16 protein-coding genes are annotated in these 20396 nt (G+C 64.6%); 14 read left to right on the forward strand and 2 right to left on the reverse strand.

Annotated features, from left to right (window positions below; all coding sequences use genetic code 11):
- Positions 1–386 precede the first annotated feature (386 nt).
- The 9 genes from AC1DJT_RS07150 (at position 387) to AC1DJT_RS07190 (ending at position 9181) form a co-directional block, all read left to right on the forward strand.
- Entirely contained in the window at positions 387–566 is a 180-nt protein-coding gene (locus AC1DJT_RS07150) for a Flp family type IVb pilin (protein WP_476767548.1), read from the forward strand.
- 183 nt (positions 567–749) lie between these two features.
- The gene (locus AC1DJT_RS07155; protein WP_476767549.1) at positions 750–1262 is read left to right on the forward strand and encodes an A24 family peptidase; all 513 of its coding nucleotides are present in this window, start codon (positions 750–752) and stop codon (positions 1260–1262) included.
- A 119-nt stretch (positions 1263–1381) separates the two neighbouring features.
- Positions 1382–2155, forward strand: coding sequence for a Flp pilus assembly protein CpaB (cpaB, locus tag AC1DJT_RS07160; RefSeq protein ID WP_476833808.1), 774 nt, complete (start codon positions 1382–1384; stop codon positions 2153–2155).
- Complete coding sequence (locus AC1DJT_RS07165; protein ID WP_476767551.1) at positions 2152–3618, forward strand: type II and III secretion system protein family protein; 1467 nt, start codon at positions 2152–2154, stop codon at positions 3616–3618. Before cpaB ends, AC1DJT_RS07165 begins: the two co-directional genes overlap by 4 nt.
- Before the next feature lie 35 nt (positions 3619–3653).
- Entirely contained in the window at positions 3654–4388 is a 735-nt protein-coding gene (locus tag AC1DJT_RS07170; RefSeq protein ID WP_476767552.1) for a CpaD family pilus assembly protein, read from the forward strand.
- Positions 4388–5653, forward strand: coding sequence for a CpaE/TadZ family protein (locus AC1DJT_RS07175; protein WP_476833809.1), 1266 nt, complete (start codon positions 4388–4390; stop codon positions 5651–5653). Before AC1DJT_RS07170 ends, AC1DJT_RS07175 begins: the two co-directional genes overlap by 1 nt.
- A gap of 79 nt (positions 5654–5732) precedes the next feature.
- Positions 5733–7190: a CpaF family protein gene (locus AC1DJT_RS07180; RefSeq protein WP_476767554.1), complete on the forward strand. Its 1458-nt coding sequence runs from the start codon at positions 5733–5735 to the stop codon at positions 7188–7190.
- Between the two features lie 25 nt (positions 7191–7215).
- Entirely contained in the window at positions 7216–8193 is a 978-nt protein-coding gene (locus AC1DJT_RS07185; protein WP_476767555.1) for a type II secretion system F family protein, read from the forward strand.
- 10 nt (positions 8194–8203) lie between these two features.
- On the forward strand, positions 8204–9181 hold the full coding sequence (locus AC1DJT_RS07190; RefSeq protein ID WP_476767556.1) for a type II secretion system F family protein: 978 nt from the start codon (positions 8204–8206) through the stop codon (positions 9179–9181).
- Between the two features lie 140 nt (positions 9182–9321).
- On the opposite strand, the gene AC1DJT_RS07195 is transcribed toward AC1DJT_RS07190, so the two are convergent.
- A complete protein-coding gene (locus AC1DJT_RS07195) occupies positions 9322–10137 on the reverse strand; it encodes a tetratricopeptide repeat protein (protein ID WP_476767557.1) in 816 nt (271 codons plus the stop codon).
- A 174-nt stretch (positions 10138–10311) separates the two neighbouring features.
- Between AC1DJT_RS07195 and AC1DJT_RS07200 the strand changes: the two genes are divergently transcribed.
- From AC1DJT_RS07200 to AC1DJT_RS07210, 3 genes are all read left to right on the forward strand, one after another.
- Positions 10312–11703 (forward strand): leucyl aminopeptidase family protein, encoded by a 1392-nt coding sequence (locus AC1DJT_RS07200; protein ID WP_476767558.1) that lies wholly within the window; start codon positions 10312–10314, stop codon positions 11701–11703.
- A 127-nt stretch (positions 11704–11830) separates the two neighbouring features.
- Positions 11831–12184 (forward strand): MarR family transcriptional regulator, encoded by a 354-nt coding sequence (locus AC1DJT_RS07205; RefSeq protein WP_476833810.1) that lies wholly within the window; start codon positions 11831–11833, stop codon positions 12182–12184.
- Between the two features lie 46 nt (positions 12185–12230).
- Positions 12231–13094 carry a C40 family peptidase gene (locus AC1DJT_RS07210; protein ID WP_441504914.1) on the forward strand — a complete coding sequence of 288 codons (864 nt, stop codon included), beginning with the start codon at positions 12231–12233 and terminating at the stop codon, positions 13092–13094.
- A gap of 97 nt (positions 13095–13191) precedes the next feature.
- Here AC1DJT_RS07210 and mutS read toward each other — a convergent pair whose 3' ends face one another.
- Positions 13192–15942 carry a DNA mismatch repair protein MutS gene (mutS, locus tag AC1DJT_RS07215; RefSeq protein WP_476833811.1) on the reverse strand — a complete coding sequence of 917 codons (2751 nt, stop codon included), beginning with the start codon at positions 15940–15942 and terminating at the stop codon, positions 13192–13194.
- Positions 15943–16045: 103 nt separating this feature from the next.
- Here mutS and AC1DJT_RS07220 point away from each other — a divergent pair, with 103 nt between their 5' ends.
- Both AC1DJT_RS07220 and AC1DJT_RS07225 read left to right on the forward strand, forming a co-directional pair.
- Positions 16046–17878, forward strand: a complete 1833-nt coding sequence (locus tag AC1DJT_RS07220; RefSeq protein ID WP_476833812.1) for a methyl-accepting chemotaxis protein — start codon at positions 16046–16048, stop codon at positions 17876–17878.
- 129 nt (positions 17879–18007) lie between these two features.
- Positions 18008–20293: an NADP-dependent malic enzyme gene (locus AC1DJT_RS07225; RefSeq protein WP_476833813.1), complete on the forward strand. Its 2286-nt coding sequence runs from the start codon at positions 18008–18010 to the stop codon at positions 20291–20293.
- Positions 20294–20396: the final 103 nt, after the last annotated feature.

A 20396-nucleotide genomic window follows, 5' to 3' on the forward strand; every position in this document is an offset into this window, starting at 1 on the left:
GAGGAAAGCCGAAAATGATGAATCAAACCCTAATGCCACTCCGGGGCGGCGTTTATCCGCTGGTTCGGCATCACTGCGGGCGATCTCAAGAAGCTCAAGATTGAAGTATTGAGTGGCATATATATCTCTATAGCGTCAAACTAATCTCCCAATAGTGCGTATTGTATTAGTTGTTACGAAGATATTTTTGAAACAGAAACCTATTCTCGGCTCTTGTAATTCATAAATTCGGCGTTAACCATCGAAATAACGGTCGCGAAATTGGGCGAATTCTTCGGTTCTCTTAACTGATCGGCAAGGGGCGCAGGGTAGTGTCCTCCTTGTCGCTGACCGAAGCCGCTAGAGCGAAGGCAGCAGTCAAACCGTGGTGCAAAAGGAGTTCCATCATGAAGAATCTGTTCGCTCGCTTTGCCAAGGACGAGTCCGGCGCAACCGCCATCGAATACGGCCTGATCGCTGCCCTGATCGCCGTCGCTGCCATCGGCGCCATGGGCCTGGTCGGCACCGAACTGAAGACGCTGTTTGGGACGATCAAGGACTCGCTCGCGGGTACTGCTGCGTCCTAAGCGACGCGACGCTCGACCCTCAGGTTGGCCGTGGCCTTTCTGAACGCCTCGGATCCATCCGGGGCGTTTTCCTTTGGGGTGGGCACGCTGCTTCCAGCGCGCCTCCCCTATCCGTTTTCAGTAAGCCTTTGGTGAGGCCTCCGTGGCATGCTCACTCACATTGCGCTCTTCCGGATCGGACCGATGTCGCTCCCTCTCCTTGTCATGCTCGTCGTCTTCCCAGCCGCCATGGCGTTTGCGGCTGCAAGTGACCTCGTTTCGATGACGATCTCCAATTGGCTCTGCCTCGCCCTGGTCGCGCTCTTTGCAGTCTGCGCCCTTGTGCTCGGCTTGTCCTGGGCGGAAGTTGGCTGGCATCTCGCCGCCGGCAGCCTGGTGCTCGTCATTTGCTTCGGCCTGTTCGCTGCTGGCTGGATCGGTGGCGGAGACGCCAAACTGGCGGCTGCGACCACTCTCTGGTTCGGCTTCGATCACCTGATGGCCTATCTCCTGATCGCTGCCGTCTTCGGTGGAGTTCTTACGCTCATCATTCTGCAACTGCGGGCCCGCCCCCTGCCGGTCGTCGCCGAGAACTGGTCCTGGGCGCGGCGCCTTCATGCCGCCAATCAGGGTGTCCCCTACGGTATCGCGCTCGCCTTTGCGGCGCTCTTCATTCTGCCCGAGACCGCGATTTGGTGCTCCGCCGTCGCGGGTTGAGAAATGCCGAAGTCGGGCAAATCCCGGCAAAAAAGATACGCTCTGTTAACCACAAGTTGACGATTCCGATGGCACGATCCTGACCAGAGCCAATCCAGATTGGCTGGGGATCGTTGTCCATGAGTCCTGCCCGCATCATCATCCTTGTCGTCGCGCTCGTCGCGGGACTTGGCGCGGCGTTGTTGATCCAGCGCCCCAATGCGCCTGCGCCCGTGACCCGCTACGAGGCGGCGCCGACGGTCCCCGTGCTCGTCGCGGCCGCCGATATCCCGCTCGGTAACACGCTCGCAGCCAATGACCTGAAATGGATCGACTGGCCGGCCGCCAATGTMCCGGCCGGTGTCATCCGCAGGGACGAGGCGCCAGAGGCCGAAACCGAGATCACCGGCCAGCTCGCGCGCTTTGCCATGGTGGGCGGCGAGCCGATCCGCCGCGACAAGCTGATCAGGACCGATGGAACGGGATTCCTTTCGGCCGTCCTGCCCACTGGTATGCGCGCCATCGCGATCAGCACCGACAGCCGCGGCGCCAACACCGCAGGCGGTTTCATCCTGCCGAACGACCGGGTCGACATCATTCGCACCTACAAGGAAGACAACGGTCCCAACGCCAGCGAGAATTTCGTCAGCGAGACCATCTTGATCAATGTCCGCGTTCTGKCGATCGGCCAGAACATTCAGGAACGCAACGGCGAAAAGGTCGTCATCGGCGAGACTGCGACGCTCGAACTCGACCCGCGGCAGGTCGAGAACGTGGCTCACGCGCAGAAGACCGGCACGCTCTCGCTGGCGCTCCGCAGTCTCAAGGACGCGGGCGAACTCGGACGTCCCGACACCGAAGGCGGCCTGACCCTCGTGCGTTACGGCGTCACCAGCAGAAACGTGAAGCCATGATCGTCATCCGTCTTCCCCGATCTGCTGTGGTTCCAGCCCTTGGGCTGCTGCTCGGCACTTCGGCCATGGCCCAGTCCTCCGGTCCGGCTCCGGTGTTGAATGTCAGCGCGAGTGAGCACACCATCGCCAGAAAGCTCGATCTCTCGATCGGACGCTCGCTGATCGTCGAGCTGCCGCGAGACGCCAAGGAGGTGTTTGTCGCCAATCCGAAGGTCGCCAACGCGGTGGTCCGTTCGGCGCGCAAGCTCTTCATCATCGGCATCGCCGACGGATCGACCTCGATGTTCGTGATCGACGCCGAAGGCCGCCAGATCTCGGCTCTCGAGATCGAGGTCGGGCGCGATCTCAATGTGCTGCGCCAGACCCTGCGCGCCGCAATGCCCAAGGCGCAGATCGAGGTGAGGCCGGCGGGGAACACGATCCTCCTCACCGGCAATGTCGCCAACGCATCAGAAGCGACCCAGGCCGTAGATATCGCCAATGCCTTCGTCGGCACGTCCGGCGGCTTCTTTTCCGGGGGCAGGGGCACCGTCATCAATTCGATGACGATTCGCGGCCGCGACCAGGTCATGGTCAAGGTCGTGGTGTCAGAGGTCTCGCGCAAGGCGATCAAGCAGCTCGGTATCAACTCTTCCGGCGAATGGAAGCTCGGCAACTTCTCGGTCATGCCCTCGATCGAGAACCCCTTGCCGCTTCAGCCGCAGGCACTGGCTGCAACCGCGATTACGGCCGGTATCGGCAATTCGACGAACTTCACCTTGCGTGCTCTGGAGCGGGCGGGCCTCGCGCGAGTCCTGGCCGAACCGACGGTTACGGCAATCTCCGGCGAAAGCGCGAAGTTCACCGCGGGCGGTGAGGTCCCGGTACCCAATGGCTATACCTGCGATGGTGCAGGTGTGTGCACGCTTGGCATCACATATAGGCCCGTCGGCGTTGCTCTCAATTTCACGCCGATTGTTCTCTCCGACGGCAAGATCAGCATGCGCATCGCCACAGAGGTCACGGAGCTCGACTTCGAGAACCAGCTGCGCCTCAGCAATACGAGTAACGTCACCCGAGGCAGCAACACCCGGGAAGCCGTCAACGCTCCCGCCTTCCGCGTGCGCAAGTCGGACACCACCGTCGAGCTGCCTTCAGGCGGCACGCTGGCGACCGCAGGCCTCATCCAGCGGGTCTCGAAACAGTCGATCAACGGCTTCCCCGGCCTGATAAACCTGCCTGTCATCGGCGTCCTCTTCCGCTCGCGCGACTACCAGCGCGAGGAGACGGAGCTGATGATCACGGCGACCCCCTATATCGCCAAGCCGATGGAGCCGAACCAGGTCCAGCGCCCGGATGACGGCTTCGTCGATGCCCATGACGCACAGGCCGTCCTGCTMGGCCGGCTCAACAAGATCTACGGCACCAGCAGCGGGCCGTTGCCGCAGGCCTACAAGGGTCGGGTCGGCTTCATCGCCGACTGAATTGCTTCTGTGAACCTGCGAGGGATGGCTGCGCCATGACRGTTCGAGTACAGCACGGGTCACACCGCTGGCAGGTCGCCGCTGTCCTGGCCGCCGGGCTTGGGCTCGGTGCCTGCGCGACGAAGACCGACGTCACCGGCTCGATCAGTGCCAGCGATCTGCGCGAGCGGCATCCGATCGTCCTGCGTGACGCCCCTCGTTCGCTCGATGTCTTCATCGTGCGGGCCGGTGCTGGTCTCGACAGTCGCCAGGCCGAGGATGTCGCCAGCTTTGCCGCAGAATACCGGCGCAGCGGGCGCGGCGGGCTCGTTGCCCAAGTGCCGACCGGCGGCGGCCGGGAAATGGCAACGCATGACACTCTCGAATCTGTGCGCAGGGCCCTGGCGCGTGGCGGTGTGTCGCCTGCCTCGCTCTCGGTCAGGACCTATCCGATCGCAGACCCGAACCTCGCCTCGCCCATCCGCCTGTCATTCGCGTCACTGCAGGCGGGCCTACCGCATTCCTGCGGGCAATGGACCCAGGATGCAGGTGTGTCCGACTGGAAGTTCGATGGCTCGAACGAAACCATGTGGAATTTTGGCTGCTCCAGCCAGGCGACGTTGGCAGCGCAGGTCGCCGACCCGATCGATCTTGTCCGCAGCCGTACGGAGGGCAGGGCCGACATCGTCAAGCGCATGAACGCCATCGGCAAGCTGCGTGAGGGCAAGGATCCCTCGACCCAGTACCGGCAGGAGACGCCGCAGATCAACTCGACGGTMGGAGGCCGCTGATGGATCCGACGCAGAATTTTGAAACCCAGGCGGCGGGCGCTGCGGGAGACGAGGTCATCGCGCCGCTGCCTCGCATCACGCTGCAGGCCTTCTGCGAAACGCCGGCCATCGCCGCCGCCATGCAGACTGCGAGCACCGATCGCCGCATGGATAAGACGCATTCGCGCGTCCAGATGGGGGGACCGGCAGCCGCAGTCGAGGCATTCCGGACCGCTCCCACGCCCAACGTCATTGTGCTGGAAACGGTGTCCGACGGCACCACGCTCGTCAGTCATCTCGATGCCCTGGCCCAGAGCTGCGATGCCGGCACGAAGGTCGTCGTCATCGGCCATGTCAACGACGTCCAGCTCTATCGCGATCTGATCCGACGCGGCGTCAGCGACTATCTGATCGCTCCGCTCGAACCGCTCGATATCCTGCGGACCTTGTCCGAGCTCTATGTTGCGCCCGGGGCTCGCAATCTCGGCCGAATCGTCGCGGTGATCGGCGCCAAGGGTGGGGTCGGCGCCTCGACCGTGGCCCATAATGTCGCCTGGGCCATGGCGCGCAATCTCGATGCCTCGACCGTGATCGTCGACCTCGACATCGYCTTCGGCACGGCGGGGCTCGATTTCAACCAGGATCCGCCGCAGGGCATCGCGGAGGCGGTGTTCGCGCCTGAGCGGCTTGATGCCAACATGCTTGATCGGCTGCTCTCGCGCTGCAGCGACAATCTCGCCTTGCTGGCGGCGCCGGCGATCCTGGACCGGACACTCGACCTGCCGGAGGATGCCTTCGAGCAGCTCTTCGATCTGTTGCGCGCGAGTGTTCCTTGCGTGGTTCTCGATGTGCCGCATCTCTGGAGCGGCTGGGTCAAGCGCTGCCTGATCGGCGCCGACGAGGTCATGGTTGTCGCGGGGCCCGAACTCGCCTCGCTGCGAAACGCCAAGAACCTGATCGATCTGGCCCGAGCCAGCCGCCCGAATGATTCGCCGCCACGTCTGGTGCTCAATCAGGTCGGCTTGCCCAAGCGGCCCGAGATCGATGCGGGGGAATTCGCCAAGGCCTTGGGTGTCGAGGTGCTCGCCGCGATTCCCTTTGATGCGCAGGTCTTCGGCACGGCCGCCAATAACGGGCAGATGATTGCGGAGGTCCAGGCCGGCGGCAAGATCAACGAGGCCTTCATTCAGATTGCGAGCACGCTGACCGGCCGTGGCGAGGCCAGGCGCGGAAAGCGTAGCCTGCTGGAGCCGCTAGTCGCCAAGCTCAAGCGTCGCAGGGCTTGAGCCGTGGAGCCGTTTTTCGCCGCTGCCTGCTCGCTCGGACCGGCCGGCTGGCCGTTTCCCGGCGCGAAAGGGGGATGACATGTTCGGAAAGCGATCCACGAACGCTGCGACGGCGCCAGCCCTGAATCCAAGGGCCGCCGCCCTGACTTCAGCTGCCCGCCTGCCCGAATTGAATGCGCCTCCGCCCGACATGCGCCGTCAGGTACCGGTAGCCCCCGTGGCTCCGGTCGAGACACCGAAGTCCGATGACTATTACCAGATGAAGAGCATGATCTTCGGGGCGCTGATCGAGGCTATCGACCTCTCTCAGCTCGCGAAGCTCGACGGGGAATCGGCGCGGGAGGAAATCCGCGACATCATCAACGAGATCATCTCGCTCAAGAATGTCGTGCTTTCCATTGCCGAGCAGGAAGAACTGCTCGACGACATCTGCAACGACGTGCTCGGTTATGGCCCCCTGGAGCCGCTGTTGGCCCGCGACGATATCGCCGACATCATGGTCAATGGTGCCTCACGCACCTTCATCGAGACCGGCGGCAAGATCCAGCTGACAAACATCCGCTTTCGCGACAACGCGCAGCTGATGAACATCTGCCAGCGCATCGTCAGCCAGGTGGGCCGGCGGGTCGACGAATCCTCGCCGATCTGCGACGCACGCCTTGCCGACGGTTCGCGTGTCAATGTCATCGCGCCGCCGCTGGCGATCGACGGGCCGGCGCTCACCATCCGCAAATTCAAGAAGGACAAGTTGACGCTGGATCAGCTCGTCCGCTTTGGCGCGATCTCGCCGCCGGGTGCCGAAATCCTCAAGATCATCGGCAAGGTGCGCTGCAACATCGTGATCTCCGGCGGTACCGGCTCCGGCAAGACCACGCTCCTGAACTGCCTGACCAATTATATCGAGCTGGACGAGCGGGTCATCACCTGCGAGGACGCCGCCGAATTGCAGCTCCAGCAGCCGCATGTCGTGCGGCTCGAGACGCGCCCGCCCAACCTTGAGGGCACCGGCGCGGTCACGATGCGTGATCTCGTCAAGAACTGCCTGCGCATGCGGCCCGAACGGATCATCGTCGGCGAGGTGCGTGGCCCGGAAGCCTTCGACCTGCTGCAGGCGATGAACACGGGCCATGACGGTTCAATGGGGACGCTACACGCCAATACGCCACGCGAATGCCTTAGCCGCATCGAGTCCATGATCACCATGGGCGGGTTCAGCCTGCCCTCCAAGACATTGCGGGAGATGATCTGCTCCTCGGTCGATGTCGTCATCCAGGCCCAGCGCATGCGCGACGGCTCGCGCCGGATCACCCATATCACCGAGGTGATGGGGATGGAGGGTGACGTCATCATCACCCAGGACCTGATGAATTACGAGGTGCTCGGCGAGGATGCTTCAGGCAAGCTGATCGGTCGTCACCGCTCGACCGGCATTGGCCGCCCGCGCTTCTGGGAGCGCGCTCGCTATTTCGGTGAAGAGCAGCGGCTTGCCACGGCGATTGACCAACTCGCGGTCCAGGATGAAGCCAATGCGGCGTGATCGCGGCTATGGACGGAACTGAGCCATGGACCTGAGTGTCATCGCGGTTGTCGTCTTGGCGACCCTGGCGGCGGGAGGCGTGGTCTACGCGCTGTTCTATCCGCTGTTGACCGGCGAGAATCGAGCGGAGAAGCGCCGCAGGGGGTTTACTGGGCCGGTCGCCGCAAAAACGGTCGATCGCGAGGTCCAGGCGCGGCAGAAGCGCGGCCAGATCGCCCAGAGCCTCAAGGACATAGAAAGCCGCGAGAACGCCCGCAACAAGCTCACGCTTGAGGCCCTGATGCTGCAGGCTGGGCTGAGCTGGGACCGTCGCAAATTCTACATCGTCAGCGCGGTTTCGGCGGTCGCGACCGGCATCCTGCTCTTCCTTGCGACAGCCAATTCACTGCTCCTCCTGGTCGGCCTGTTCATTGGCGGCTTCGGCCTGCCGCGCTGGTTTCTGTCGCGGACTCGGACGAAGCGGCTGAAGAAGTTCGGCAACGAATTTCCGAATGCGCTCGACATCATCGTGCGCGGCATCAAATCCGGCTTGCCGCTCAACGACTGCCTGCGGATCATTGCCGCGGAAGCCGTCGAACCGGTCCGAACGGAGTTTCGTCTCATCATCGAAAGCCAGGGGCTGGGCCTGCCGCTGACGGAGGCCGCGGCAAAACTCTACGAGCGCATGCCCTGTGCCGAGGCCAACTTCTTCGGAATCGTGCTGGCGATCCAGCAGAAGACTGGCGGCAACCTTGCGGAGACCCTCGGCAATCTGTCGAAAGTCATTCGCGAACGCCGGAAGATGCGCGACAAGATTCAGGCGGTATCGATGGAGGCGAAGGCATCGGCTGCGATCATTGGAGCTTTGCCGCCGGTTGTCGCCCTGCTCGTCTATCTGACGAGCCCCAAATATATCGAACTGCTCTGGCTGACCCAGACCGGAAAGGTTGCGCTCGTCGCCGGTGGTGTCTGGATGCTGATCGGCATCATGGTGATGCGCAAGATGATCAACTTCAACATCTGAGGATGCGCGGATGATTGCCCTGATTGCGGACAAGCTAGCCGACAGCCAGTTCCTGGTCGCGCTGCTCGCCGCCGTCGCCGCAGCCGCGACGGTGTTGACTCTTGCGATGCCGCTGGTCGAGGGCAACGACCTCAACAAGCGCATGAAAAATGTGGCGATCGAACGCGACAAGATTCGCGCCCGCGAACGCGATCGACTCAACCGACAGCAGGATAAGGTCTCGCTGCGCCAGGAACCAAAAGTGTTCATGCGGCGCATCGTCGATCAGTTTAAGCTGGGCGACTGGCTCGGGACCGAAACGGCGAAGAAGCAGCTCGCAATGGCGGGCTATCGTGGTCCGCAGGCCGAGATTGCTTTCCTGTTTTTCCGGTTGGTGACGCCGATCGGTCTCTTCCTGTTCACGCTCTTCTACGTCTTCTTCATCAAGGATTTTGGTCAGCCGCCTTTGATCCGGTTCGGCATGGCGATCGGCGGCGCCTATCTGGGCATCAAGGCACCGGAGATATTCCTTTCGAACCAGATCTCGAAGCGCCAGGCTTCGATGCAGCAGGCCTTTCCCGATGCGCTCGACCTGCTGCTGATCTGTGTCGAGGCGGGCATGTCGATCGAGCATGCCTTCCGCAAGGTCTCGACCGAGATTGGCGGCCAGTCTGTGCCCCTGGCCGAGGAGTTTGCGCTCTGCACGGCCGAACTGTCCTACCTGGCGGAACGACGCCAAGCCTATGAGAACCTTGCCGTCCGCACCGGACTCGAGGGCGTCAAGTCAGTTTCGACGGCACTGGTTCAGGCCGAGCGCTATGGCACGCCGCTGGGCACTGCGCTGCGTACGCTGGCGCAGGAAAGCCGCGACCAGCGCATGATGGCAGCGGAGAAGAAGGCTGCCGCTTTGCCACCAAAGCTGACCGTACCGATGATCCTGTTCTTTCTGCCGGTGCTCTTCGTCGTTATCATGACGCCGGCAATCATCCAGGTGATGAAGCTGAAGTAACCTCGTGGGCTCGACCGGCGAGCCGCCACGCACATATTGGCGCTGAGCAAGGGCAAGGGGGCGCGCAGCGGATGCAGCCGATCCCTCCCGACGGCTCATATGCTCGTGGGTTGAAGGCCTCGCCGAGGTGACCGGCGGCCCTAACCCTGTGGGACGGGCCGATCCGCTTGCTCAGGCTGCGCTGATGCCGCTGTCTTTGCCTTGCTGCTGCCCTTGAGCATGTTCCAGCTATTGGGCTGGCTGACGCTGCGCTTGAGATAGGCGATGGTTGCGGCTGCTTCGGCCGGGCTCTGGTCCTGCTGCGCCAGCGTTTCCGCTTCGCCAAACCTCCCCTGCAGGCCGAGCACCAGCACGAGATTCTGCCGGATGCGCGCGTCGGCCCGGTTGGAGTTCGACGCCTCGCGCAGCACGCGCTCGGCCTCGGGCAGGCGCTTTGACAGCGCGAGCGACAGACCGAGATTGGACATCACCGTGGGCTCGCCGGGAGCGAGCTTGAGGGCGGTCTCATAGATCTGCTGGGCGCGGGCGTGTTCGCCAAGCTGGTCGGCGACGGTGCCTTGTGCCGACAGGATGCGCCAGTCCGGACGCTCCGGCGAATGGGCGCGCGAGAGCACCTCGTCTGCTTCCTTGTAGCGGCCATTATCGGCCAGCGAACGACCATAGGCGCCGAGCATCTCGCGATCGTCGTTGTGTATGAGGACAGCGTTCTGCAGAACGGCGAGGGCCTGGGCATTCTGGTCGAGCGCCCGCAGCGCGCGGGCATAGTAGAAGGCGGAGTTCCGGTCCTTCTGGTTCGCGTCGTAGCGCTTGCCCCATTGGTCGGCCTCGGTGCGCCATTCGGCAGGTCCGCGTGGCTGGGTCGGGGCGGATCGCCCGATGGAGCCGGTGATGTCGCCGATCCCGCCGCGACTTTGGCAGCCGGCCAGGGCGAGCGAGGCGAGGCAGACGGCTGCCAACAGCCGGACGCGGGGGGCTGCAGACGAAGGATACAAAACTGCGGAGAAGCAGCGGGACATGGGCCAGAGTGCCTTGCCACGAGAGAGAACTGGTCGTTCTGGTGGTAAAACGTTAACCCTAATGCTTCCTTAACTGGCTCCGCCGCTCACTCCTTCGAACAGGTTCCTTCAGCCGTGCACAGCCTGCTCCTTGCCTCTGCGCCCTCCGCCGTCCCGGTTCATCTCGTCTCGAAGGCGGGCTGGCCGGCACTCATCGAGCGCCTCGCGCCCGAGGCCGCGCGCTTTGCGAAGGCCCATGGCTTCGCCGCGCGTCCCGGGCAGCATGTCGTGCTGCCGGATGGGCTGGGCGCTGTCAGCGCGGTGCTCCTTGGTGTCGAGGGGGCATCGGCGCGCCGACGCGACCCATTTGCTCCCGGCCGGCTCGCCGCGGTCCTGCCGGAGGGCGATTATCGTCTGGAGGGCGAGATCGGTGATTTCGGCCTTGCGGCGCTGGGTTGGCTGCTCCAGTCCTATCGTTTCGAGCGCTACCGCAAGCCGCAGCCGGTCCGCGCTCGGTTGGTATTGCCCGAGGGCGTGGATGGTGTGGAGCTGAGCGCGCTCGCCGAGGCGGTCGCCTTTGCCCGCGATCTCGTCAATACGCCGGCAAGCGACATGGGGCCCGCTGAGATCGAGGCCGCGATCCGTCAGCTCGGGCAGGATTTTGGTGCGAGCGTCACCAGCCAGGTCGGGGACGATCTGCTCGAGCACAACTTTCCGATGATCCATGCCGTGGGCCGGGCGTCGCCGCGCGCTCCGCGCCTGATCGACCTTGTCTGGGGCAATCCGGCCGATCCCAAGGTGACGCTCGTMGGCAAGGGGGTGGCGTTCGATACGGGCGGGCTCAACCTCAAGACAGATGCCGGCATGCTGCTGATGAAGAAGGACATGGGCGGTGCCGCGGCCGCGGCTGCCGCTGCGCGCATGATCATGCAGGCGAAGCTTCCGGTACGGCTGCGCCTCCTTGTGCCCGCCGTCGAGAATGCCGTTTCCGGTGCATCGTTCCGCCCGGGCGATGTGCTCCGGAGCCGCAAGGGGCTGACGGTCGAAATCGGCAACACCGACGCCGAAGGCCGGCTCATCCTGGCCGATGCGTTGGCCTTGGCGGATGAGGAAGCCCCGGAGCTGCTGATCGACTATGCGACGCTGACCGGTGCCGCCCGCGTTGCGCTCGGTCCCGAGCTGCCACCCTTCTACACCCATGATGAAGGGCTCGCGGTCGAAATCTCCCGGTTGGGGCAGGCGGTAAACGACCCGGTCTGGCGCATGCCGCTCTGGCCGCCCTATGACGGGCTGCTCGATTCCAAGATCGCCGACGTCAACCACGTCTCCGGGGGCTCGTTTGCCGGCTCCGTCACGGCTGCGCTCTTCCTCAATCGTTTCGTCGAGAAGACACAGTCCTACGCGCATTTCGATATCTATGCCTGGAACCCATCGTCGAAGCCCGGCCGCCCCGAGGGCGGCGAATGCCAAGCCGCGCGTTTGACCTATGCATTGGTCAAGCAGCTCTATCCGAAGGTCCAGGGATGAAGCCCGGCGATCTCCGCGCGGCATGCCATCGATRGTCGGCGGTTAAGTCTGTTCGACGAGAGCGATTGCAGCCGCAGCTTGGCGCGATAATGATACGGACCCGTAACGATCGGGGTTCGTATCAGTCATGGCGTTGGAGATCAGGCCTTCGCAGGCGCTCAGGCTCTGGCGGCAGGTGCATCTCGATCTGGTGCATGACGGTCAGGCGGACCTCTCGGCCCGCCAGACCGCGATCCTGCTGACGATCTATCTCGAGTTGCCACCGCATACCGTGCGCGGCCTTGCTCAGCAGCTCGGCGTCACCAAGCCCGTGATTACCCGCGCGCTCGACACGATGGGCAAGCTCGGCCTCGTCACGCGCAGGCGCGACGAGTTCGACCGGCGCAATGTCGTGATCCAGCGGACCGTGGCGGKGGCCCTCGCTGTCGAACGGCTTGCCGACCTGGTGGTGCAACGGGCGCGTGATCTCGGGCCGGGCTGAGCAAAGGCGTCTTCGCTCATGAGCAGGCTCCGGCTATGGTGCCCGCATGAACACGATTCTCGACCGTCGCCTGACCCCGGCCCGCCCTGACCTCGCCGCCCGGCATCTGATCGGCCAGGTCGAGGCGCGCGCCTTTGCCGATCCCGTCACCATGCGCGTCGTTGCCCCTTCCGCACCGGTTCGGCGTGAGCCGCGTCCCGATGCCCCGCTCGATACCGAGGCACTCGCGGGCGAGGTCGTGCAGGTTTACGAGCAGCATGAGGGCTGGGCCTGGGGCCAGCTCGGCGCTGATGGCTATGTCGGCTATTTGCCGGACGATGCGCTGCGTGCCGATGTGCCCGCGCCGACGCACTGCGTTCGTGCATTGCGGACCTTCGTCTATCCCGGAGCCTCGATCAAACTGCCGCCGCTTGCCGCGCTGTCTCTGGGTGCCGGCCTGGCCGTTGCTGGCGAGAGCGGCAATTTTCTCGTACTCGCGGATGGCGGCCATGTCTGGCGCACGCATCTCGCGGAATTCAGCGAGGGCGAGACCGATTTCGTCGCCGTTGCCGAGCGCTTCGAGCATGTCCCCTATCTCTGGGGCGGCAAGACAAGCCTCGGTCTCGATTGCTCCGGCCTTACTCAGTTGGCTCTGGCTGCGGCCAGGATCGCCTCGCCGCGTGATTCCGACATGCTGGAAGCGGCGATAGGCGAGCCAATCGCCTTCGACGAGAGCCTCCTCGGCCTGAAGCGCGGGGACCTCGTGTTCTGGAAGGGGCATGTCGGCATCATGACCGATGCCGAGACGCTGCTGCACGCCAATGGCTATACGATGACGGTCCATCGCGAGCCGTTGCGCACCGCTCGCGACCGGATCCTAGACAAGAGCTTCGGCGCCATCACCAGCATCCGGCGGATTGCTGGCGCTTAGATCATCGGAGCGGAAATCGTATCCGGTCCGATGATCTAAGTCTTTGTGTTCGCATCGGTTTTACCGAAAATCGCAATCCACTTTTCGGGCTGATGCTTTAATCCAGCGCTTTCAGCCGATAGAGTGCGTCAAGCGCAGCGCGTGGCGTCATCTCGTCGAGATCGAGCGCGGCGAGCGCTTCGCGCAATACGTCCGGGCCAGGTTCGGCCGCCGCAACTGGTGCAGGAGGCCGGGCCGGCGCCGCAAAGAGCGGCAGATCATCGACGAGCGAGGCGACAGGCTTCTCGCGCTCCGTCTTCTCCAGCTCTCCGAGAATGGCGCGGGCCCGCTCGACCACGGCCGGCGGCAGGCCGGCAAGCTTGGCGACCTGGATGCCATAGGAGCGATCGGCAGCGCCGGGCACGACCTCGTGCAGGAAGACGACCTCGCCATTCCACTCTGTCACGCGCACAGTGGCATTGGTGACGCGGGCCAGCCGGTCTCCAAGCGCTGTCAGCTCGTGATAATGAGTCGCGAACAACGACCGGCAGCGATTGATCTCGTGCAGGTTCTCGATGGCGGCCCAGGCGATCGACAGGCCGTCGAAGGTCGCCGTGCCGYGGCCGATCTCGTCGAGAATGACGAGCGCGCGCGGCCCGGCCTGATTCAGGATCGCGGCGGTCTCGACCATTTCGACCATGAAGGTCGAGCGCCCCCTGGCGAGATCGTCGGCGGCGCCGACGCGTGAGAACAGCCGGTCGACAATGCCGATATGGGCGCTGGCGGCGGGCACATAGGAGCCCATCTGCGCCAGCACGGCGATCAGTGCGTTCTGCCGCAGGAAAGTCGATTTACCCGCCATGTTCGGGCCGGTGATGAGGCAGATGCGTCCGCCGGTGCCGGCTCCGCCAAGAGCCGAGAGCTCGCTGTCATTGGCGACGAAGGGTTTTCCGTCGCGCTTCAGTGCGGCTTCGACAACCGGGTGGCGCCCCCCCTTGATGGTGAAATCGGCGCCGTCATCGACGAGGGGCCTCGTCCAGTTTTCGTTGGCCGCGAGTGCCGCAAGGGCTGCGGCAACATCGATCTCGGCGAGAGCGAGCGCCGCCGCCTTCACGGGCTCGGCTTCGTCGAGAACGGCGGCATTGAGCGAGGCGAAGACCGAGAGTTCGAGCTTCAGCGCGCGGTCGGCGGCTGAGGCGATCTTCGATTCGAGCTCGCCGAGCTCGACCGAGGAGAAGCGCATCGCGTCCGACATGGTCTGACGGTGGACGAAGGTGGCGCGCCAGGGCTCCCTCAGGAAGTCCTCGCCGGCGGCCTGCGGCACCTCGACGAAATAGCCGAGCATGGAATTATGCTTGATCCGCAGGGTGCGGCAGCCGGTTTCGGCCGCATAGCGCGCCTGGAGCTGGGCAATGACCTTTCGCGAATCGACCTGGAGCAGCCTGAGTTCGTCGAGGGCCGGGTCATAGCCGTCGCGCACGAAGCGTCCGTCGCGGCGGTTGAGCGGCAGATCGTCGGCCAGCGCCTCGGTCAACCGGGCGGGCAGGGCCGGGTCGGTTGCGGCCAGCGTTCGGGCGGCCTGGGTCAGGGCTTCCGGCAGAGTGTCTTGGTCGGCGAGCGACTGCGCGATCGCCCGTGCCGCACTCAGGCCTGCGCCCAGCGCCGCCAGGTCGCGCGGACCGCCGCGATCGAGCGAGAGCCGGGCGAGGGCGCGGGCGATATCCGGCACGTGGTCGAGCTCTCCGCGCAGGGTCTCGCGCAGGGGCGCATCGTTCAGCAGCGCCTCGACGGCGTCGTGCCGCATGGCGATCGCCGCCGGCTCGGTCAACGGCCCGGCAAGACGCTCCGCCAGCAGCCGCGCTCCGCCGGGGGTCACCGTCCGGTCGATGCTGGAGAGAAGGCTGCCGGTTCGCTCGCCCGAAAGCGTGCGCGTCAGCTCGAGATTGGCGCGTGTCGCAGCGTCGATCAGCATGGTCGCGCTGCCGGAATCGCGTACGGGTGGCGACAGGGGTGGGCGCGCGCCGAACTGGGTCCGCTCGACATAGGCCAGCGCTGCGCCTGCGGCTGCAATCTCGGCGCGGCTGAAGGCGCCGAAGGCATCCAGAGTGGCTACGCCGAAGAACTCCTTGAGTCGGCGCTCGGCCGAAGCCGCATCGAGGCCCTCGCGAGCCAGTGGGGTCACCGGCACTGTGAGTTCGCGCCAGAATTCCTTCAGCTCGGGGTCGTCGTGGATCGCCTCCGGGCAAACGATCTCGCGCGGCTCAAGCCGGGCGAACTCGACGGCGAGCCGCTCCGGCGGGGCCTCCATGACCGAGAAACGTCCTGTCGAGATGTCGACCGACGCGAGGCCGTAGAGCGCGCTCGAATCGCTGAGCTTGCGGCGTGCAACCGCGACCAGAAGGCTGGCGCGGCCGGGTTCCAGCAATCGCTCTTCGGTGATGGTGCCGGGCGTCACCAGTCGCACGACGTCACGCTGGACCACGGATTTGCCGCCGCGCTTCTTGGCTTCAGCGGGGTCTTCGGTCTGCTCGCAGACGGCGACACGGTGTCCGGCGGCGATCAGGCGCTGGAGATAGTCATCGGCGCGGTCGACCGGCACACCGCACATCGGGATGTCCTCGCCGAGATGCTTGCCGCGCTTGGTCAGCACGATGCCGAGCGTGCGCGAGGCGATCTCGGCGTCCCGGAAGAACAGCTCGTAGAAATCGCCCATCCGGTAGAACAGCAGGCAATCGGGATTGGCCGCTTTGATCTCGACATATTGCGCCATCATCGGCGTGACGCGGCCGGCGTCGACCGCGGCCGCAGCCTTCGGGACTGAACTCGCTGCTTCGGTAAGGCTCGGGGATTCTGGAATGTCGCGGCGCATGGCTGGCGGACGCTATCAAAAACCACGCGCGCCGCCATCCGTTAGCGAGACTTTCAACAATTGAAAGCACGGTCATTTCATCATTCCGGCCCAAGGCCCGTTCATGCTGCTTCTGATCAGTCTCGTCGAAAGCCTTTCGTTCCTGCTGCTTGCGGCGTTGATCCTGACCATTGCGGCCCCGTTGATCGAGGGGCGGCCCTGGCTGCGCCAATGCTGTGTCGGAGTCCTGTTTTCGATCGGCGGCCTACTCAGCATGGCGCATCCCTTTGTGCTCCAGCCCGGCATCGCCATTGATTCCCGCAATGTCTTCGCCATTCTGGCCGGGCCGGTTGGAGGGCCCCTGGCCGCCGCTGTCACTGCTGTTTCGCTTGCCGCCATGCGTTACGCCAATGGCGGGGCCGGTATGCAGACCGGGGTTGCGGGAATCGTGCTGCACGCCCTTGCCGGTGTCGCCTACGCCGCCTGGCTGGGTCGGCGCAGGCGCCCGCTGGCGTTCCGCGATCTTGCGGCGCTGAGCCTGGTCGGGGCCGGTTGCCTGCTCGCCTCGGCGGTCTTCATGCCGAGCTGGGTTGTCGCCGAGCGGTTTCTCCGCGAGGCCGTGCCGGCCATGATTGCCGTCAGTGCTGCGGGCACGATGCTCGTTGGCCTCGTCATCAATAATGATCGTGAGCGGCGCGAGAATTCCTACAGGCTACGGACATTGATCCAGCGGGCGCCGGGCACGCTCTATCAACGCATCCTTCATCCCGCGGGTGGGACGAGCTATCGGTTCGCCTCCTTCTCCATAGACAAGTCGCTTGGCATTGCCAGGGAAGAGGTCGAGCGCGACCCGGAGATCTGGCTCGGCAGGATGCTGCCCGAGGACCGGGAGCGGTTCGAGCAGCTGCGGGCGGCGCCGGAAGGGGCCGCCACGCTCTGGCGTTTTGAGGCGCGCTACCGCGGCGCGGGCGGATCGATCGTCTGGCTGCGCAGCGAATCGACGCGGCGCAAGATGGCGGATGGCTCTGTGGTCTGGGACGGCATCCTGCTCGACATTACCGACGAGAAGACTCTGGAAGCGCGCCAGCAGACCCTGGAGGAACAACGCAAGGCAGCCTTGACCGAACTTGCCGGTGACCTCGAGGTCACCGTGGGGCAGGCCTTGCGGCAGGTTGGCGCTTCGGTGCGCGATATGCACCAGGCTGCGAGCCAGATGGCTGAGAACGCCAATAGCACGGCACTGCGCGCCGTCGATGTGACGCACCAGGCCGAGAATGCCTCCCAGCGCGTCGGCAGCGTCGCGGTCGCCGCCGAGGAGATCGATGCCTCGATCCGCGAGCTGACGCGCCAGACCTTGCACGCCGACGACACCGCGCGCGAGGCGGCAAGCTATGTCCGCTCCACGCGCCGCGATGTTTCCGGTCTCACCGAGGCTGCCGACAAGGTCAGCTCCGTGCTCGCCTTCATCGAGGACATCGCCTCCCGGACCAATCTGCTCGCGCTCAATGCCACGATCGAGGCGGCGCGTGCCGGGGCGGCAGGGCGCGGGTTTGCCGTCGTTGCCGGGGAGGTGAAGAACCTTGCGGAGCAGACGCAGAAGGCGACGCGCGACATCGCCGACACGCTGCAGGATATCCGCTCTGCCGCCTCCACCGCTTCAGATGCGATCGCGCGGATCGAAGGCACGATGAGCGCGATCGAGCAGACCTCCAGCGCCATTGCCGAGGTCGTCGGTCGGCAGGCCGGGATCGTCTCCGGCATCGCCTCGGACGCGGTGCTTGTCGCCGGCAGCACCAATGCGGTCAGTGAGAGTGTMGGCAGCGTCGGCGGCGAGGCCYGGATGACCGGCGAGAGCGCCATTCAGGTGGTGGAGGCTGCGCGCCAGGTCAGCGAGCAGACGGTTGCGCTCGATCGCTATGTCGGTGATTTCGTCCGCAGCGTTCGGGGCAGGCTCTGAAGTCGGCGACCGCCCTTCATTCTTGCGTCATCGTCATCAGCCCTGATCCGCAATCGCGCCTTGTGGAGCGGCTGCCGGCTGACCTAATGTCGGTACCCTTCAGGAAACGCTCACAAAAAGAACAGTCGCATGAACGATAGCCCGCCGACCAAACGCGCCCGCCCGACCTTCACCGATCAGGAGGCGTTGCTGTTCCACTCGCAGGGGCGGCCGGGCAAGCTCGAGATCGTGCCGACCAAGCCGATGGCGACCCAGCGAGACCTCTCGCTGGCCTATTCGCCGGGCGTTGCGGTGCCGGTGCTGGCGATCGCGGAAGATCCGTCGCGGGCCTATGACTACACCACCCGTTCGAATCTCGTGGCGGTGATCACCAACGGAACGGCGATCCTCGGTCTCGGCAATCTTGGCGCGCTTGCCTCCAAGCCGGTGATGGAAGGCAAGGCGGTGCTGTTCAAGCGCTTCGCCGATGTCGACTCGATCGATCTCGAGGTCGACACCGAAGACGCCGACGCCTTCATCAATGCGGTGCGCTATCTCGGACCGTCTTTCGGCGGCATCAATCTCGAGGACATCAAGGCGCCGGAATGCTTCATCATCGAAGAGCGCCTGCGCGAATTGATGGATATTCCGGTCTTTCATGACGACCAGCACGGCACTGCGATCATCGCCGCCGCCGGCCTGATCAATGCGCTCGATCTGACTGGCCGCGACGTCAAGACGACCAGGCTCGTCGTCAATGGCGCGGGCGCTGCCGCCATCGCCTGCACCGAGTTGCTCAAGGCGATGGGCTTCAAGCCCGACAACGTCATCCTCTGCGACACCAAGGGCGTGATCTATCAGGGCCGCACGGAGGGCATGAACCAGTGGAAGTCGGCGCATGCAGCCATCACCGACCGGCGCACGCTCGCCCAGGCGATGGAGGGCGCCGACGCCTTCTTCGGCCTCAGCCAGAAGGGTGCGGTGACGTCGGACATGGTTCGCTCCATGGCTCCGAACCCGATCATCTTCGCCATGGCCAATCCCGACCCGGAGATCACGCCGGAAGAGGTCGCAGCAGTGMGTGACGACGCCATCATGGCGACGGGTCGCTCGGATTATCCGAACCAGGTCAACAACGTCCTCGGCTTTCCCTTCATCTTCCGTGGCGCACTCGATGTCCGCGCCACCACGATCAACATGGAGATGAAGATCGCCGCTGCCGAGGCTCTTGCCTCGCTCGCACGCGAGGATGTGCCGGACGAGGTGGCAGCCGCCTACCAGGGTGCGCGCCCGCGCTACGGCAAGGACTATATCATCCCGGTCCCGTTCGATCCGCGTCTGATCCATGTCGTGCCGATGGCTGTCGCCAAGGCCGCGATGGAAACAGGCGTTGCCGGCAAACCGATTGTCGATACCGGCGCCTACAAGGCGCAGCTCTCGGCGCGGCGCGATCCGGTCGCGGGCACGCTGAACCGCATCTTTGAGCGGGTTCGCCGCTACCCCAAGCGCGTCGTCTTCGCCGAGGGCGAGGAGGAGCAGGTCATTCGCGCCGCGACCTCCTTCGTCAATCAAGGACTGGGCCACGCCATTCTGGTCGGCCGCGAGGACCGGATCAGCGAAACCGCGACCTTCCTCGGTGTCGACCTTGAAGCCAAGGGCATCGAGATCCAGAACGCGCGGCTCTCGCATCGAAACACCGCCTATGCCCAGTATGTCTATGAGCGCCTGCAGCGGCATGGCTACCTGTTCCGCGACTGCCAGCGCCTGATCAACCAGGATCGCAACCATTTCGCTGCTGCGATGGTGGCGCTCGGCGATGCCGACGCGATGGTGACGGGCGTCACCCGCAACTACTCGATCGCCCTGGAGGAGGTCCGGCGTGTCATCGACGACAAGCCGGGGCACCGGCTGATCGGCGTCTCCGTCGTGATCTCTCGCGGCCGCACGGTGCTTGTCGCCGACACGGCGATCACGGAGATGCCTTCGGCGCGGGAACTGTCTGAAATCGCCATCGAGGCAGCAGGTGTGGCGCGGCGTCTCGGCTATGAGCCGAAGGTTGCAATGCTCGCTTTTTCGACCTTCGGCCATCCGGCGGGCGAGCGCTCCGAGAAGGTGCGCGAGGCGGTCAAGATCCTCGATGGGCAGCGCGTCGATTTCGAATATGACGGCGAGATGGCGGCCGATGTCGCGCTCAATCGCGACGTGATGAGCCAGTACCCGTTCTGTCGCCTGACCGCGCCGGCCAATGTGCTTGTCATGCCGGCGTTCCACTCGGCGTCGATCTCGACCAAGATGCTGCAGGAACTCGGAGGCTCGACCGTGATCGGTCCGCTGATCGTCGGTCTCGACAAGCCGGTGCAGATCGTGCCGCTCGGCGCCAAGGATTCCGACATCGTTAACATGGCGGCGCTGGCAGCCTTCAATATCGGCGGCTAAGCGCGCTCGGCAATCCAGCGCCCCCGGTGCTGGATTGCGTCGCGGCCTCTTGGCGATGACGGCCAGGAGTTCGGGACGCCTTCTTCCTGCGGGTCTCGGCCGT

The sequence above is a fragment of the Allobosea sp. 05T422_2 genome (assembly GCF_056396265.1).